Source organism: Spirochaetota bacterium, assembly GCA_034190085.1.
Lineage (GTDB): Bacteria > Spirochaetota > UBA4802 > UBA4802 > JAFGDQ01 > JAXHTS01.
Genome location: JAXHTS010000058.1, coordinates 1 through 16,139, shown reverse-complemented (window position 1 = coordinate 16,139; position 16,139 = coordinate 1). Strand labels below are relative to the sequence as shown.

The 16,139-nt window shown below is 37.1% G+C and carries 13 protein-coding genes; 6 read left to right on the top strand and 7 right to left on the bottom strand.

The window, feature by feature from the left end; genetic code table 11:
• Window positions 1-53 precede the first annotated feature (53 nt).
• Window positions 54-1,007 (bottom strand): class II fructose-bisphosphatase, encoded by a 954-nt coding sequence (gene glpX / locus SVZ03_11620; protein ID MDY6934851.1) that lies wholly within the window; start codon window positions 1,005-1,007, stop codon window positions 54-56.
• 289 nt (window positions 1,008-1,296) lie between these two features.
• Between glpX and SVZ03_11615 the strand changes: the two genes are divergently transcribed.
• Together SVZ03_11615 and SVZ03_11610 are read left to right on the top strand one after the other, a co-directional pair.
• Complete coding sequence (locus SVZ03_11615; protein MDY6934850.1) at window positions 1,297-2,352, top strand: hypothetical protein; 1,056 nt, start codon at window positions 1,297-1,299, stop codon at window positions 2,350-2,352.
• 145 nt (window positions 2,353-2,497) lie between these two features.
• Window positions 2,498-3,406, top strand: coding sequence for a DUF2279 domain-containing protein (locus SVZ03_11610; GenBank protein MDY6934849.1), 909 nt, complete (start codon window positions 2,498-2,500; stop codon window positions 3,404-3,406).
• A 3-nt stretch (window positions 3,407-3,409) separates the two neighbouring features.
• Here the strand turns inward: SVZ03_11610 and SVZ03_11605 are convergent, their stop codons facing one another.
• Window positions 3,410-4,441 (bottom strand): site-specific DNA-methyltransferase, encoded by a 1,032-nt coding sequence (locus SVZ03_11605; protein ID MDY6934848.1) that lies wholly within the window; start codon window positions 4,439-4,441, stop codon window positions 3,410-3,412.
• A gap of 261 nt (window positions 4,442-4,702) precedes the next feature.
• Here SVZ03_11605 and SVZ03_11600 point away from each other — a divergent pair, with 261 nt between their 5' ends.
• The 4 genes from SVZ03_11600 to SVZ03_11585 all read left to right on the top strand — a co-directional run bounded on the left by SVZ03_11600 (window position 4,703) and on the right by SVZ03_11585 (window position 7,877).
• Window positions 4,703-5,362, top strand: coding sequence for a M12 family metallopeptidase (locus SVZ03_11600; protein MDY6934847.1), 660 nt, complete (start codon window positions 4,703-4,705; stop codon window positions 5,360-5,362).
• A gap of 153 nt (window positions 5,363-5,515) precedes the next feature.
• Window positions 5,516-6,754: a hypothetical protein gene (locus SVZ03_11595; protein MDY6934846.1), complete on the top strand. Its 1,239-nt coding sequence runs from the start codon at window positions 5,516-5,518 to the stop codon at window positions 6,752-6,754.
• A 13-nt stretch (window positions 6,755-6,767) separates the two neighbouring features.
• Window positions 6,768-7,316 carry a hypothetical protein gene (locus tag SVZ03_11590; protein ID MDY6934845.1) on the top strand — a complete coding sequence of 183 codons (549 nt, stop codon included), beginning with the start codon at window positions 6,768-6,770 and terminating at the stop codon, window positions 7,314-7,316.
• Between the two features lie 6 nt (window positions 7,317-7,322).
• A complete protein-coding gene (locus SVZ03_11585; GenBank protein MDY6934844.1) occupies window positions 7,323-7,877 on the top strand; it encodes a hypothetical protein in 555 nt (184 codons plus the stop codon).
• A gap of 745 nt (window positions 7,878-8,622) precedes the next feature.
• Here the strand turns inward: SVZ03_11585 and SVZ03_11580 are convergent.
• The 5 genes from SVZ03_11580 to SVZ03_11560 form a co-directional block, all read right to left on the bottom strand.
• On the bottom strand, window positions 8,623-10,860 hold the full coding sequence (locus tag SVZ03_11580) for a hypothetical protein (GenBank protein MDY6934843.1): 2,238 nt from the start codon (window positions 10,858-10,860) through the stop codon (window positions 8,623-8,625).
• On the bottom strand, window positions 10,857-11,114 hold the full coding sequence (locus SVZ03_11575) for a hypothetical protein (GenBank protein MDY6934842.1): 258 nt from the start codon (window positions 11,112-11,114) through the stop codon (window positions 10,857-10,859). Before SVZ03_11575 ends, SVZ03_11580 begins: the two co-directional genes overlap by 4 nt.
• 441 nt (window positions 11,115-11,555) lie before the next feature.
• Window positions 11,556-13,838, bottom strand: a complete 2,283-nt coding sequence (locus SVZ03_11570) for an alpha-hydroxy-acid oxidizing protein (protein ID MDY6934841.1) — start codon at window positions 13,836-13,838, stop codon at window positions 11,556-11,558.
• A gap of 472 nt (window positions 13,839-14,310) precedes the next feature.
• On the bottom strand, window positions 14,311-15,453 hold the full coding sequence (locus tag SVZ03_11565; GenBank protein MDY6934840.1) for a hypothetical protein: 1,143 nt from the start codon (window positions 15,451-15,453) through the stop codon (window positions 14,311-14,313).
• Window positions 15,454-15,608: 155 nt separating this feature from the next.
• A partial coding sequence (locus tag SVZ03_11560) for an MMPL family transporter (GenBank protein MDY6934839.1) occupies window positions 15,609-16,139 on the bottom strand: 531 nt, incomplete at its 5' end.

The window sequence follows — 16,139 nt, the reverse complement described above, 5'->3', positions numbered from 1 at the left end:
TGTAAATTCACACCTATAATAAAAATCGCTATAATCGAGGGAACACTCCTCTATCAATACATTGGTTTATAATCAAATTGGTGCCTGGCAGTAATAAATCTAAGAGTATGTGTCTTTGATCTCATGACAATTGAGTTAGTTTCAGCCCCGCCCGCATAGAAACGAACACCAAATAGCAATTCTCCGTCTGTAACGCCTGTGGCTGAAAACATGATATTATCCCCCTTTACAAGATCGCTTAGAAAATATATTCTATCAAGATCCTCTTCGCCCATTTGTTGAACCCTTTTTCTATCTTCATCATCTCTATATACAAATCTTGCCTGAATATCTCCCCCAAGGCATTTAATGGCAGCAGCAGCCATAATCCCCTCCATCGCACCGCCCACACCCATTAGAATATCAATCTGTTTTTCACTCATCGCAGCAGCCACTGCCCCAGATACATCTCCATCCCTGATAAGCATTATTCTGGCTCCTACGCCTCTTACAGCTTCAATGAGTTCTTTATGTCGTGGCCGTTCCAATATGCAGACAGTCACATCATCAATATACTTATTCATTGCGCGAGCCACCCTCTTAATATTAATGGCTGGTGATTCGGTAATATCAATGGCTCCCTTGGCTTCTGCTCCAACAGCAATCTTTTCCATATATATTCGCGGAGCATCAAAGAAGGAGCCTTTCTCTGCAATAGAAATCGCTGATATTGCGTTACGCCCACCACTTGCACAGGTAGTTCTGCCATCTACAGGATCAATCAAAACATCCACCTCTATTCCGTTCTCATTATCTATACATATCTCCTTTATCATGGAATCTTCATCAGAATCGACTTTTCCGCAAATGATGGTCCCCTTTATCGCTACTGAGGATATGATCTTCTTCATGGCATCTAAGGCTGATCGACTAGCCAAGGATGCATCTCCCCTACCCATGTATCTGCCTGCAAGTAGAGCCGCTGCCTCAGTTACTCTTACAACCTCAAGTGCGAGATTCCTCTCCATTGATCCTCCAAATTCTATTTACTTATACTCTTCAAACAAAAAAACTCATTTGGCATAATAGTATATACTATAATTCAATCATTTGTATTTTCATGCCCCAGTTTTGTCAAACAGTTTATTCTGCCAAATGATAAGATCTAATATTGTAATCATTGTTTGCAATCAATATTTTACAGAATTCTTGAAACCATACTTGACTTATCATGCCAAATATGTAGGTTAATCTAATTTGAAAAGAGCTAAATAATCAATTTTCCCAAAACAAAATCAGTTGTTGAGAGGTACAAGCTTGAAGCGTGTCATTACTATGTTTTTTTTTCTCTCATCTCTTATTATACACAATAGCCTATATTCTGAAATAGGTGTGCCTGAAAATATTGAATCTTTATCATTAAATCTGAAGCAATATTTTGATTTATCTAATCTTGAGTATGATGATTCGCCATATCCAGGTCAATCAAATATTGGGCATATCTTCATCCCAAATCTTTTAATAAAAACAATTTATATAGATTTGATAATAGGTGGATGGTATAAACATATCTATGTACAGTTTGATGAGGATAGCGCTCCAAAAAAAATCTACCCATACATGGGCGCCCTCCTCCGTCCATGGGAAGGCTCAGAGTTCGGGATAGGGAATTATGAAAATCTCTTCAAATTTCCAAATTCAATCTATAATGAGTTTCTATTCTTTACTGAGAGACCTGTGTCATCTGGAATAGAGTTTACCTTACATAGAAAAACATTTAATCTAATTTCATATCTTGATTGGCTCGAGTTTGATACAGAGGAACATCCCGAGGAATTCATTACAGGAGTATTATTTGAGCACTATTTATTCAAAAACATCTATTATAAATTTTACAATCATTATCACCACAGGGGCGGACAGTTACACAAGGATTCCCATCCATTAAGAATAGAACAGGATATAGTCACTTCACCTCTGATTGGCTTTAGATTTAGTGGCGTCTTCGTGGAGATGGAATACTATCTAAGCACTTTCTCACAAAACTTTAGAGCCTCATCCTATGGAAGCGCTGCAAGCCTTCTCCTGGGGTATAGCTTTACCAAAAAGATCAACCTCTCTTATCAATTCTGGTATAACAATGATTACTATCATCAGGATGCGCATATCTTTTATCTTAAGAAAAAGAATGCGCTAAATAGATTGAGGTTTGACTATAATATATATACCTATAATAAAATCTTTGATCTATTCTATACAATGAATGTCTATGGAGTTGATCCCCCTGGAATAGACTTTAGATTTTTTGGAAAAATTAATCTTAATATCATAGATTTTAATAATCTTGATGAGGAAAAACCGCCGATTAATTAGCTATTAGACCTTTATTCTAATGCATATCTTGCGCTAATAGAATAGTGAACTTCTATACCCATTCACCATTTTAGGAATGAATCTACTCCCAACAAAATTAATAAAAGGATAATCACTATAAATAAAATATGAGGCTATTAGTTATATGAAGTGGATCCATGCATTCATTATCCTTTTTGTATTCCTATTCAGTAATCTCTTTGCACAGGAAGAGATTACTGTTCAGATAGAGGAAAAGCAAAAAAAGGATTATACTGCTGAATATTGGTTATTTGGAAGTGTGCCAGCTTTAGTAATAGCATGGGGAATTGGCACATGGGGATGGGGTACAGCCACGAAATGGCACTTTGAGGGAGATGGATGGGGACTTGAGCAGGACTCATATACAGGGGGGGCGGACAAATGGGGCCACACCTGGGGGATATACCTGATCTCAAGGATCGGAACATACACCTTTGAATGGAGCGGAGATTCTCGCACCCGAGCAGCGATTAAGGGATTTATTTATGGTCAGTTTGTGGGTTTAGGCATAGAGGTTGGAGATGGTTTTGGTGATACATATGGTTTTGCATGGGGTGATATGGTCTGGAATCTGGGTGGAGGTTTATTTGCTTTATTGCTAGACCTATATCCCCCAATTGATAATCTACTAGGCTTTCAGATGGAATATTGGCCATCGGAAGATCACAGAAACCAAAAAAAGGAAAAATGGCTTGAGGTCACCAGTGATGTCTCAGGACAAAAATATATACTGGCATTAAAACTGAGCGGTGTGCCATATATCAAAGATACTTTCTTAAAATATTTCCAAATCGATTTTGGGTATTACACCAAGGGATACTGGTATAATCCATCTGTAGATAAATACAAAACCAGACACACCTATATTGGATTTGCCATGAATTTCAGTAGACTATCTGAGAGTGTTTTTCCCAAAGGGGGGTGGAGAAGAGCCTTCTCCTCTTTCCTGAAGTATTATCATCCTCCTGTTGCCTATAATCCCGATGCTCTGGATAATACCCTTGCAGGGAAGACGCTAATTATACCTAAATAGATATCATTCATTACATGTATCCTCTATCTCTGGAAATGGGTTCTGCCATTGCCATCCAGTCTTGCCATACTTCCTGTAGCGTTCTAATCTTCGAATGCTAATCTCAGCGAATATTGGATCAATATCGAAGGTGAATACCCTCCGATGATGCCTTTCTCCCGCAATAAGTGTTGTTCCTGAATGGGAAAAGAAATCCATTACCACGTCAGCTGTTTCGCTGCTGGTTAATAATATTCTCTCAATTGCCTTCAAGGGTTTCTGCGCATAGCATCCAGGAACATTCTCTTCTAACCTATAAAAGACCTGCTGCACGTCTATCCATACATTACCGGGCCTAATTGTATCTGATCGACTTCTCTCTATATTCTCTTGCATTCTATTATTGACCACCTTATAATATCCCTTCAGCACCTTGGGTATATCAGTATAGACTACCTGGAATTTAGGATCACCCTTTACATAATGAATGAGTTCCTGCCTAATCCACATCCAGTTTTTTTGAGTTCCATATCCCCTCTGATTCCTTAGGGTAATATAGTTTCTGGGCTTCAAATCTTTAAAATCTCTCATCATTATCATAAAATCAGGCAGGGGTTGAAAATTATCTTTATAATCTGCCCCCAGCCATACATACATATGGGAATTCTCATCCATAATTCCCTCGGCATTTGCTACCCATTTCCTTGAAAAAGCGACATAATCATCCTGGTCAATCTTAAACAGATTATCTGTATTTGCATTCCCAACTGCGACATTATAAGGCGGATCATTAATTATTAGCGCGGCCCTCTCATCATCAGCGATCCGGTTTACATCAACTGACTTGCTGGCATCAAGAACACCCACCCGATGGCCAGAAATAGAATCTTCCCATATTTCTCCATAATCCAATCTGCAAAAGGAAGATACTCGTTCTCTTAAGCTGATATCTGAGTCTAATCGTCCAAGCCTCTCTGCTGTTTTATGCTGATTGTCCTTCTCAGAGGATTCATCCAATTCAGGAAATACAATTATATTTTCATCTTCAATATTCATCTATAAATACCATCAATAATTATGAGATACACTACCAACCCAACTACAGGGATTCTATATAAATTAAAATTATATGACAATCAAACACTTTATTCAATAATTTTGCATATTACTATGAGTAGATAGGCTTAGATAATATGAACTATAAGTTTTCCAAAATTTTTATTTTTTTATGTAAGATATTTTTATCATATGTTATAATTTTTATGATAGCATATGAATACACCCTTATCACTGATAGAAAGGTCATCAAGGTATCAAATGAAAAAAATACTTCGAATTATCCTTTTGATTTTACTATGTCTATTTAATTGTACCTACGATTTTACTATTGGTCAATGGGAAGAAGGCATAATACCATACTATCTATCTGGAGAATTTTCAGAGAGTGATTTAGAGGATATAGCCATGGCTATGGAAACTTGGGAGAGCGCCTGCGGAGTCAAGTTTGAGAAGGTAACGCCTAGATCCGGAGCCTATGGGATCATACGTGTTTCCCAAAATAAATGGTTTTCAACAATTGGAGAAAACAACAGTTTTTGTTATATGCACTATAATGGATATTATAACAATGAAGAATACAATAAGTTAGAAGCCATAACCCATGAATTAGGCCATTGTTTAGGACTTTTACATGAACATCAAAGACCAGATAGAGACGCCTATGTCACTATTGTATGGGACAAGGTGATGCCATCACATGATTATGATTTTGATATTATGGACAATCCCCTCTATGAAGAACAACACTTTGAATATGATTATGACTCTATTATGCATTACCCTTCAATAAGTTTTAGCATTGATGGATCAGAGACTATTGTAGCAAGAGACGGAACTACACTATGTCAAACTAGCGGAATAACCGAAATAGATGTTCAAAAAGCGCAGGCGATTTATGGGCCTCCCCTTGAGGAGTAATTTAATAAAAAATATATTAATAAATGAAAAAGAATATAGATCGAATCTAAACGGTCTTTTTCAATCAAGCGTTTTATTATCTGCTTATATGTTGACTTTTTATAAAAAAACATGTATAGTAATCATCAAAAGAATTCGTGAACGGCAATTATAATGTATTTGAATAAATTTGGTTATATAATAATTATTTTAATTTTAATAGTATTTATTCACTCTGGTAATACAGAAGAGACAAAACCAAGACCGGCAACTAATTTAAAGAAAGATACTAATCAAGCTAACCTCACAAAGAATAATAAACAAGACGAAGAGGAATTAGAAGAAGAGATTGAGGATTTGAATGATAAGATCAAGGAACTTCAAAGCAGGGTGGACAAGCTAAGCAGACAAGTTGAAAAGCTTAGCGCATTGGAGATAAGCGGTTTTTTCGATGTTAGTATATCAAACTACAAGAATAAGCCCAATGTATATTCAATCGGCGATTTCGAGCTTAATATAGAACACAATTATAAAGACCATTTTCAGGTTGCCGCTGCCCTTGTCTTTAATAATGGCGCGGAGCTTGCTGTGGGTTTTATTGACTATCATCTATTTGGCAGTTCAGTATCTCCCAGAGGCAGGCTGTTTAGCACAGAAGGCATCCATATACAGATCGGCAAATTCGACGTTCCCTTTGGCAATGACTGGCAAAATTTTTTGGCTATTGATAGGATATCCGTAACTCCGCCACTCACAACTGAAATGGTCATGGAGGGAGGTTATAATGATGAGGGTATACGAATGCTGGCTAGTTTTGTTTCGTGGAATGCCACACTCTTCATGGTGGACGGAATAGAAGAAAAATACTCCTATGGTGGGAACTCATTTGGCGGAAGAATCGGTATCACCCCTTTTAATAATCCCTATATATTGAAGGAAAAAGGGATACCAGCCTTTGAGCTGGGTTTCTCATATATTCATGATATAGATAATAATGGATACGTGGCTGAACAACTCTATGCATTCGACCTAGAGAGTAAAATCTCTCCCTTAATTTTTCGTACAGAATACTACAATAGGGACAAAAATGCAGGTGTCGTATTTGATGGTTTTCATATCACGTGCGCTTTAGAATTAGGCACTCTATTCACATTTCCCATAGTCCTATATAGTCGATATGATTATTTCCGAATGAAAAATTATGTTATATCGAGTTATCTTGATGCAGCTACACAGGGAGCGGGTAAGGACAATAATTTAAGCAGAATTACAAATGGCTTCAATATAAATATAGCTGATATATCATATTTAAAGCTAGAATATCAAAGATTTCTCAGGACTTATTCTGAATACAGAAACGATGAATATTTTAGCAGGAATCTATTCTACACACAACTGGTTATATCCTTTTAACGGAGATATGGCAATGTTTCAAAAAATGAAATCTGATTTTTCACATCGGAATTCGAAGCGATTGGCGCCCTGGCTTATACTTATAAAAATATCTCTTCTATGCTGGGGAAAAATGCTAAGATTATACCTTTTGTATATAATATCAATAATCTCATTATATGCTTTTGCAGTAGCCTATGATAAGGAAACAGAAAAAATTATGCCATTCGTTGCATCAAGAGACTATTGTACAGAATGCCATAGGAAGGGTGAATTGAAGAATAACCAATACAATGTTATTCAAACCTGTGACAATCTCTGTCTTAAATGTCATAAGGATATAACTAGTCATCATGAAATTGGATTAAAGATAGAAGATCAGTTACACCAAAAGTTGCATTTAACAGAAAAGAATAGGATAGCCTGTTTCACCTGTCACAACCTCGGTATCAAGAGATTTGACAGTTCATCTTGGAAAGCCGAGAGTCTCTTTGAAAGCATGTTCAAAAGAAAATCGAGATATAAAACCTATTATCTGGCAATAAAAAATGACAAGGGGCAGCTTTGTAAAAAATGCCATTAAGGAGGGATGATGAAAAAAGATAATAGAAGAAAAACAGTATTGATCAACAGAGGTTTCCAATATAGAATGATATTAAAGTTTATAGTGCTAAATATTATGATAATGATTCTCTTTGGGGGGTTGCTTTATCTCTTTCTAAACAGCGAAATTGAATCTAACCTCAAATCAGCGCATGTTACCTACAAGAATATTAAGGAAATGCTATTCCCAATAATCGTTACCCTATCGATTATAAATATCTTTGTTTCATCAGTAATTATTTCACTCTTTGTCCTCTTTGCCTCTTTTAGGATAGCTGGACCACTATACCGCTTCAATGAGGTTGTTAAGGCGATCTGCAATAAGAATCTGAGACCAGTAACATCATTACGGGAAGGAGACCAATTATACGAATGTTCTATAACATTGAAGAACATGTCTGAAATAATAGCTGAAGACTTCCAGGATATAAAGGCAAAAACAGATGAAATATGCGCCATGAATAAAGCAGGTGCAGAAAAGGAAAAAATTTCTAAGAAGATAGAAGAGCTGAAAAAAATTGTTAACCAATATCAGCTTTGATTATGAATAAGAGGAATGAATAGAGATGATAAAAGAGCATTCATCAACTCACTATTCTTTTAGTAGATGAAGTGTAAGCCTTAAACTAACCCCACCGTTAATAGTGTGTGAAAGCATATCTTCTTCTGAAATTATGCTATTATTCTGCTAATATACATTCTGATCATTGGATTTAACGCTTACTGAATGGATCAGTGCAAAGGAAGTTATAATCATAAGATTTATTTAAAAATCTTCATCCAGAATTATAATCTCTTTAACAAAAATCGTAAGCATCAAATTAATTTTCCATTTATTTATTGAAATTCCGTTGCGCTCAAATAAATCTTTATGATCTTTGTGAAAAAATAATTCTAACAAATTGCTACTCATGTTTACAGTATGGCCCCGCGATCTTACGGTACGGACCCGGCTGATCCTATGACAAAATAAACGATCTCAAACCCGCAAAACCGATCTAATGCGCAAAAATATACACAAATGTAATCTTCTCGCTTCCTTTGTTGATGAACATTATAGGATTAGTTTGACTTTTACTTTACGATGATGTCTTGCATTTCCGTAAAATTACTGATCACTTATTATACTATAATCCTCATCTAATGGCATAGATTATCCTTCATAATATTAAAAAGCAAAGATAGATTAAAAATTTATACAAACACTTGGGAATAAATAAACCGCACTTATAATTAAAGTGCGGTTTATGAAAAAAAGGAAGTATTGAAATCTCAAATTTTAGACTCTATTCTCCTACATACTCGCCTTCTACAAAGGATATAGTCTCAATCTCCGGCATATCACCTACACTTATATCTTCATATTCCGGAAGATCATCAAGCGTTAAACTGCTATCAATTGTAGGGCTTGTGTCGCTCTGAGATACAATATCAAGCAAACGCACGCCGAATATGGGTTTGATCTTATAGGTATTGCCGTCTCTTCCTGTAATATCTCCCTCTGGAATATTGATTATCTTATCCTTCATATCACCTGAGAGTACGCCATCATTTTCATTCATCATCATCCATACATCCGCGACTCCAAAAAGATGGCCGTCGTATGCTGCGCCATTTATCTCCACAATATCGCCATTCATATCAACCCCATTAATCGTAGCAAAGAATATGGGATCATCCAAATACACAAACTCACCATCCGCATCCTTGAGATAAGTCATGATGTTCCATGTCTCATTTTCATTCATAGCATACTGCCATGTATAAACTTTGCTATTATCCCCTTCCATATACCACTCACTCTGAGTATGGACATTGTTCAAGCCCGAATCCGAGCATAGCATCAGGGCTGTTGTATCCCAGTAGTAATCGGTTCCATTGCTCGTAAATGTAACATTTTCTAGCGCATTAGCCTCTGTGCCGGGTTGAATTACGTTCTCAAGCTCCTTTTTCAAACCAGTTGCAGACAAACCTGCTACTGTGAGGATATAATTTAGCCCTTTTGAATGCATGTAGAATTCGCCGTCAAATTCGAATGTATAGTCTTGGAGATCGCTTAATGTAGGCTCCCAGCTATTTTCACTATATTGAACATCCATATATCGTTTCCATCCTGAACCGGTATATGTTACAAATATTGGCATATTGATATTAACCCATACTTCATCTGTTGCACTGGGTGTATAATTAGTACTATCACTTTTAACAAAACTACTTGGGCTTGAAGCATTATAGGTCAATTCACCTTCATCAGACCAAATCCACACCATCTTGTGTTCCTGTTCATCTGACACAAGGCTGCTTAACTGATCATAAGCTGCGCTCTCTTGCGATGAGCAGTCCCATGGTCCTTCGCTACCATCACATTTGCGCCATTCACTTCCATTCCAGTACAGTTTAAACCCTTCATTCACCCAGGTTTCGAGAACCTCGCCTTTGATGTCATTCATTGATGTTGTCACCAGTGTCTTTTCAACAAGATAACCCATATATCTTGCGCCAAGGGTGTATGTTGTTTCCTCTTCTCCGTATTCAACGCTTTCTAATTCAGCTCCAACCGGAACAGTGACATTCTGAGGACCCCAAAGCTGGTGTCGTCCCTGCCAACCGCCATAGTACATATGATGCTTGTCGCCCTCATCATCCTCATACATTACGGGTTTGCCAAAATTTTTCGATTTTCTGATGTTCTCCCCTTCAGCGCTATAGACATTATACTCCATGAAGATATCGGCGTAGGATTCTCTATCCAAGTATATCGGATCCGCATCATCAACTTGAAGAGCCACTTCGGCATCATTATAGGCATATATTGCAGTTGGATATGTAATTTCCGGTTCTTCTCCAGTCCAGTTTTCAGAAGTATAATAGACTATCCCGCTTCCTTCATCATTAGTCAGGGTGAGCTTTCCCTGCACAGTCCACATTTCTCCTTCAGGCAGCCATTCATTCTCCTCCTGCAGGTTTAGCATAACCTCAGTATTTCCGCTGGCGTTCTTTGTGCTGCTTGCCGCGATAAAACCTGTTCGGGTTCCATCATCCTTATCAAAAAACCCAAGATTCATTGTCCATACTCCATAGATATCACCCTCAGTAGGAGCGCTGTATATTTTACACACACCCTTTCTGAGAACACCCGGATCATCTATCCACACATAAACCTTGTTAACTTCAGTATAGCCCTCAAGAACCATCTTTGAATTGATAATCCACTTGCTCATCTGCTTGCCATGCTCCATCTCGTCAGCCACCATCGCAGCGTAGGGTCCCTGGTTTATGGCATGCGAATCTGCATATCCAGTCTGCTGGAACATTTCTAGTATTTGTTCAATCATGCTAAAAGCTTCCAACGCCCTTATGGAAACCTTCAACTCCATTTCGCCGTCTTTCTCAAAATCTGTCAGTTCATCTGCCCTGGGTATTATGGGAAATGCGCTGCTGGAATCATCGTCAGAGCACCCCAATAGAAAAACAGCTATTGAAAAAACTGCAAAAATCGACAGCATCTTTGATATTAATCTCATTTCCTTAGATCCTCCTGCGTTATACGAATTTTTCTAGCACGTGATTCAGTGCTCTCCGCTGGTACAGTCTGAATACTCTGCGGAAGGTCAATGCCTGTGGTCCTGCCGGATAAAACATCCCCATCCGCGTCGGGAATGAGCGTAGGCGCGCTGTCACTATCGTCATCGCAGACCCCGCAACCGCCAAACGAGAGGCATAGTAAAATTACTGTAACTACCTTAAACCTCTCGCGCATCTTTTTGTTTAAAATCATTCTGTTTACCTCCGGTTTTTTTAAATTTATTTACCATATTTCCTTTCATTATACATCATTATAAACAAAAGTAAAGGTATTTTCACCAGTCATGTAGATACATAAAATTATTAAAACTTATATTATATTTAATATATAACAATTTGTTCATTATGTATCATTACACAGTGTAATAATGCAGTTGGGTATAGGCTTTTCATACTTTTCATGCTCAAACTGAGCTTAGGCTAGGATGATTATAATAATATAATCTTATCTTGATGACAGCAGAAGTATATTCAAATTAACATATACATATCTATTCATGCTTTTGCGGGAATCATAACATGCATAGTGCTATATTAAATATGCATTATTTACCAATTTGAATCACGATATTAGGTGAGAATAATATTGAGGAGAATTGTACAGTAACAGAAAGGATCAAAGGCATTTAAATATTTATTCATGCAGGAGGTTTGTTAAAATTCTATCATTATTAACACATACCTTCTTGTCAATTCTCGTAATCAAATCCCTTCCTATATCCGCAAGGTTATCACATCCAGTTAGTATCATGGCATTTTTTAGCTCTCGTTTCAAGATATTTAAGTAGAAGGATACGCCCTCCCTTTGCATTCCAACAACTGAAGTTGCGATAGGTCTTCCGATTAACACAAACTCAGCCCCAATCGCTAGCGCCTTCAGGACATCCACTCCTGTTCTAAATCCGCCATCAATCAGAATCTTAATGTACGGTTTAACCTCTTTCACAATATCTTCCAAAACATCCATTGAGCCTGGCATCTCGTCAAGCACACGGCCACCGTGATTTGACACAATGATTGCATGAGCCCCTGCTTCCACTGCAAGAATGGCGTCCTTAACATTCATAATACCCTTAAGGATAAAGGGAAGATCTGTTGAAGATACGAGATAGCTAAGGTCTTCCGGACTCTTTGGCCCTACAGTTTGATTTTTCATTTCCATGGTCTTTAATACTATAGCATCAATGTCCATGCCCACTGCGACTGAATTCACCTTTTCCGCAGCCCGTATTCTTTTAATAATCTCTTCATTATCGCTGCGAGGTTTAAATATTGGAATCCCCATACCCTCAACCTCAGAGATAGCTCGAAGACCGATCTTATACTTATCGGGGGTTGCGCCATCCCCAACAAAGGCGATTGTGCCTCCATCCAGACACCCCCTCGTTACTGCTTGGTTGTATTCGAATTCATCAATAGCGCCCCTCATATTTGTTACAGTTCCTGTAATAGGAGCTGCCATGATTGGAATATCTAAATCAATTCCAAAAAATTTAGCGGAAATATCAGGATTAGTTACATCATGTATAAGTTGTGTGTTTATCTTATAAGCTCTAAGGGCTTCTATGTTGCGCCGAAAAGAAGCCCCTGTGCCAACGCCTCCCATTCCAGGAATGCCCGTTGGGCAATTCGTGCCATCGCAGGTTTTACAGACATAGCATACTTTCTTAAATTTATCCCTAGCTGCAATTCTGATTACTTCCATGGAAAGCTCAGTTTCTTCTGATATCTCAATCTGTAATGTATCCATACATTTTCGAACAACCTCCTCAACCTCATTAAGACTTTCCCCAACAGCAATAATATGCCCTGCCTTCTCTACATTCGATCGCGGAACTACAACCCTATCCCCCTGCTCAACATTGAAAAATATTTCCTCAATTCCTGGAATTCTCATAGCACCAGCTAAACCATTGATCTTTTTTACAATCCCAGGCTTTGTCACTATTGACCTTTCTATTGCCACTCGGTTAATTAAAGGATCAAGATTCCCAGGCTCATGTCCTAAGGCAATTTCAATAGCTGCCTTCATTAAATCTACACCTGTGGATAATGGATATGTATAAGCAGACATGAATCCACCCGATAGTCTAGCCGCAAGTTCGCCAATCATTGGCCCCTTGCTTGTTAGCTTGATATCCCCCTTCGCGCAGCCGTGATTTATTCCAAGTGCCTTAATCCCTCTTTTCATAACAGCTACTGCAGTCTCCAAAACCTCTTCCGGTTGTTGCGATGGCATAGTGTGTCCTGTCTCAACGAAATAGGGAGGATATTCTATTATTCTATCAGCAATACCGGTAATGCTAATCTCTCCATTAAAGATAACTGCATCAATGGATAATTCATCACCATCCATGTATTCTTCAATAATAAGCTCTCCACTTGGAGAGGCATTTTTTGCAAATTTGAATGCATCAGGTAATTCTCGTTTATTATCCACTCTCATTACACCCCGAGCACCCATATTATTGGAAGGTTTAATCACAACTGGAAATCCAAGCTCATTGCACGAATTCTTAGCGTCAGATAAAGACCATACTGGGAAAAAGTTTGGACAAGGTATGCCATGCTCCTTAAATCTCGATCTCATCTTTATCTTGTTTGTAGAGGCTTCAGCATCCTCAAATTTAATGCCTCGCAGATTAAGGGCATTCGCTACAGCTGCGACAGTCATTGAGGCATCAGTGCCAACTGTTAAAACAGCATTAATAGGAGTTATTTCGTTTTGCGCTCTTGCAACACGGACTGATCCCTCAATATCCCTCGTACTCATCACAATAGCTATATCTGCATACCTCATTCCAACGGCATCTGGATTATAGTCTGTAACGATCACCTGAAAGTCCATTTTCTTGGCTGTCTGGATAAGTGGCACCTGAAGAAGCCCACCGCCAATGACCATAATAGTCTCTTTCATATTCCCTCCCCTGGAATTTTGATAAATGTTACAAGTTATAAAAAAGATAGCATTAAATTATGTCTCATAATTTACTATTTCTCAAGTTTAGTCAACAATTATTAATTTATAATTTATTGATAATTTATATATATTTTAATAATCTCAATATTTGATGAGATAGCGCTACTATACCATTCAGCTAGCGTGGATTATAAGACATTTTATAGAGTTACAAATAATACATTCTAAGCTTACAATGATGAAGAAGATTAACTTAGCATTATACTTAATCTATAAAAATGACAGGCAATCAAGGCATTTTCACTAAAATATATTAATGAAAAAAATAGGAGTGAGGATATTTTTCAGAGTTTCGAAGATATTTAAGTTGCATTTAGCTTAATATCATTAGTAAAAGAATAGAGACCTTTCTTTGTCATTGACGAAAAAGGTCTCTATTCTAGCATATTAGTAGACCAATATTAAAGAATTAAAAAATTGAAGAGAGAAGAGAGAGAAGATAGGATATCCATTCTGAATCCAATGGAAGCTCAATACCATTGAGTATAATTTTTCCACTAAGTTCAGGTTGAATATGCAATATTATATCTTCCAATCCTATAGTCTGTTCACCTAAGGAACCAGACAAAATCAATGGATTATTCTCATCAGTATTTATTGACAATTTCATTTTCAATTCGGATATGTCTTCAATTCTAACCACAATATTCATGCTACCAGAAATTGTCTCATTTATTACATTTTCTATTGACAGAGGGAATTCATCAAATGTCAATTCTAAAATGATAGCAGGATTCGAAAAGTCGAAATTGAAACTCATGTCAATCCGAAGCCCTTCCGTTATGTAAATTGTCAATGGCGAAAATAGATTATCGAATAACGAAAATTTATCTATAGATTTTTTCATGAATGAATCTGCAATAAATTCTTCTATCTCAACTAATTGATTTTTAATCTCATCCCAATTAACTCGATTCATCGCGTCCGCTAAGAAGTCCATAATATCTTTTGGTGATAAAAAATCATTCATAGAATGCTCCTCACCATTGACTACAATTACTCCGCTATAGCTATGAGTATAGCTGTCAAATTCATATATAACAGTAAGATCTTTAAACTGGATTATTGAGTTATCCAGTTCACCGCCTGTTAGAGTTAGCAGATCTCCATCTTCAGTATTTACAACAACCATCATCGCATTATCTGAAATGCTATTTGTGACAAGCACTGTCATGACTCCATTTACAACAGAATCTGTAAATATCCCAGGGCATTCATCAAACTCAAAGGTTATCATGAAACGATAAGGATCATCATTGACAACAGTAACCACAGCCGTCAATCCATCCATAATCTCTCTTGTCTCATCCACCATACTTAATAAATAATCCTGCACCTCCTCCATACCCTTAATACTCCGATCATTACCTAAAACGCCATAGATAGACTCATCGATTATCATCTTTCCATGCTCAGGTGTCGCTTTAGAGCTATTCATATCAACTGCTGGGCCAATATTGTTGACAGGAACGTCTCCACCCTCATTAAAGCAGGAAGTGAGAAAAACTGCTGTACAAAGCAGTAAAACAAAATTAAACAGTTTTGATCTCATTTGATTACCTCCATTTTTTAACATTAAGTAAATTGTAAGGCAAGTGCCCTACTATTTAACATTAATAAAAGTCCTATGAGCAGTCAAATAATACTGTAAAATATTCGATTAATAAAATCATAAAATTTCATATAACGATATAATATATAAAATTATTAATAACTTACTTTAGATAACCTAGGTTTAAAAAACAGCAAAAGAGCTGGCAAAAAAATTAGATCTCCAATAACTGCAAGAAACATCGCAAAGGCTGTAAAAAGGCCAAAGGTTTGAGTTGGCTTAATGTTGCCCATCATAAGAATAGAAAATCCCATGAACAAGACCAATGATGTTATGATGATTGGCTTTCCAACATTCCGAAAAGTTTTAATAATCGCATACTTATAATTATTTCCAGCTTCAACATTCCTTCTGAATCCTATTATAAAATAAATAGTGTCATCCACACCTATTCCAATCGTCACGCTTGCTATCATAACCTTAGTGATATCCAAAGGGATATTCAAGCATCCCATAATTCCAAGAACAACGAGTATTGGGAACACATTAGCGATCATCGCTATGACTGTTAATCCAAAAGTTCTACAAATGAAAAACATAATAATGGATATTACAGCAATGGCAAATAGTAGGCTTTTAATCTGAGTTTCAGCTAATTTATTCTCCAAAGCAATGGATAATGATGT

Bases quoted from the DNA above. Each gene is read 5' to 3' on its own strand.
- SVZ03_11585 (MDY6934844.1), top strand. From the start codon at position 7,323: ATGATGAAAAAAGATAATAGAAGAAAAACAGTATTGATCAACAGAGGT.
- SVZ03_11570 (MDY6934841.1), bottom strand. From the start codon at position 13,838: ATGAAAGAGACTATTATGGTCATTGGCGGTGGGCTTCTTCAGGTGCCA.
- SVZ03_11575 (MDY6934842.1), bottom strand. From the start codon at position 11,114: ATGATTTTAAACAAAAAGATGCGCGAGAGGTTTAAGGTAGTTACAGTA.
- SVZ03_11610 (MDY6934849.1), top strand. From the start codon at position 2,498: ATGAAGTGGATCCATGCATTCATTATCCTTTTTGTATTCCTATTCAGT.
- SVZ03_11600 (MDY6934847.1), top strand. From the start codon at position 4,703: ATGAAAAAAATACTTCGAATTATCCTTTTGATTTTACTATGTCTATTT.
- SVZ03_11590 (MDY6934845.1), top strand. From the start codon at position 6,768: ATGTTTCAAAAAATGAAATCTGATTTTTCACATCGGAATTCGAAGCGA.
- glpX (MDY6934851.1), bottom strand. From the start codon at position 1,007: ATGGAGAGGAATCTCGCACTTGAGGTTGTAAGAGTAACTGAGGCAGCG.
- SVZ03_11580 (MDY6934843.1), bottom strand. From the start codon at position 10,860: ATGAGATTAATATCAAAGATGCTGTCGATTTTTGCAGTTTTTTCAATA.
- SVZ03_11595 (MDY6934846.1), top strand. From the start codon at position 5,516: ATGTATTTGAATAAATTTGGTTATATAATAATTATTTTAATTTTAATA.
- SVZ03_11605 (MDY6934848.1), bottom strand. From the start codon at position 4,441: ATGAATATTGAAGATGAAAATATAATTGTATTTCCTGAATTGGATGAA.
- SVZ03_11565 (MDY6934840.1), bottom strand. From the start codon at position 15,453: ATGAGATCAAAACTGTTTAATTTTGTTTTACTGCTTTGTACAGCAGTT.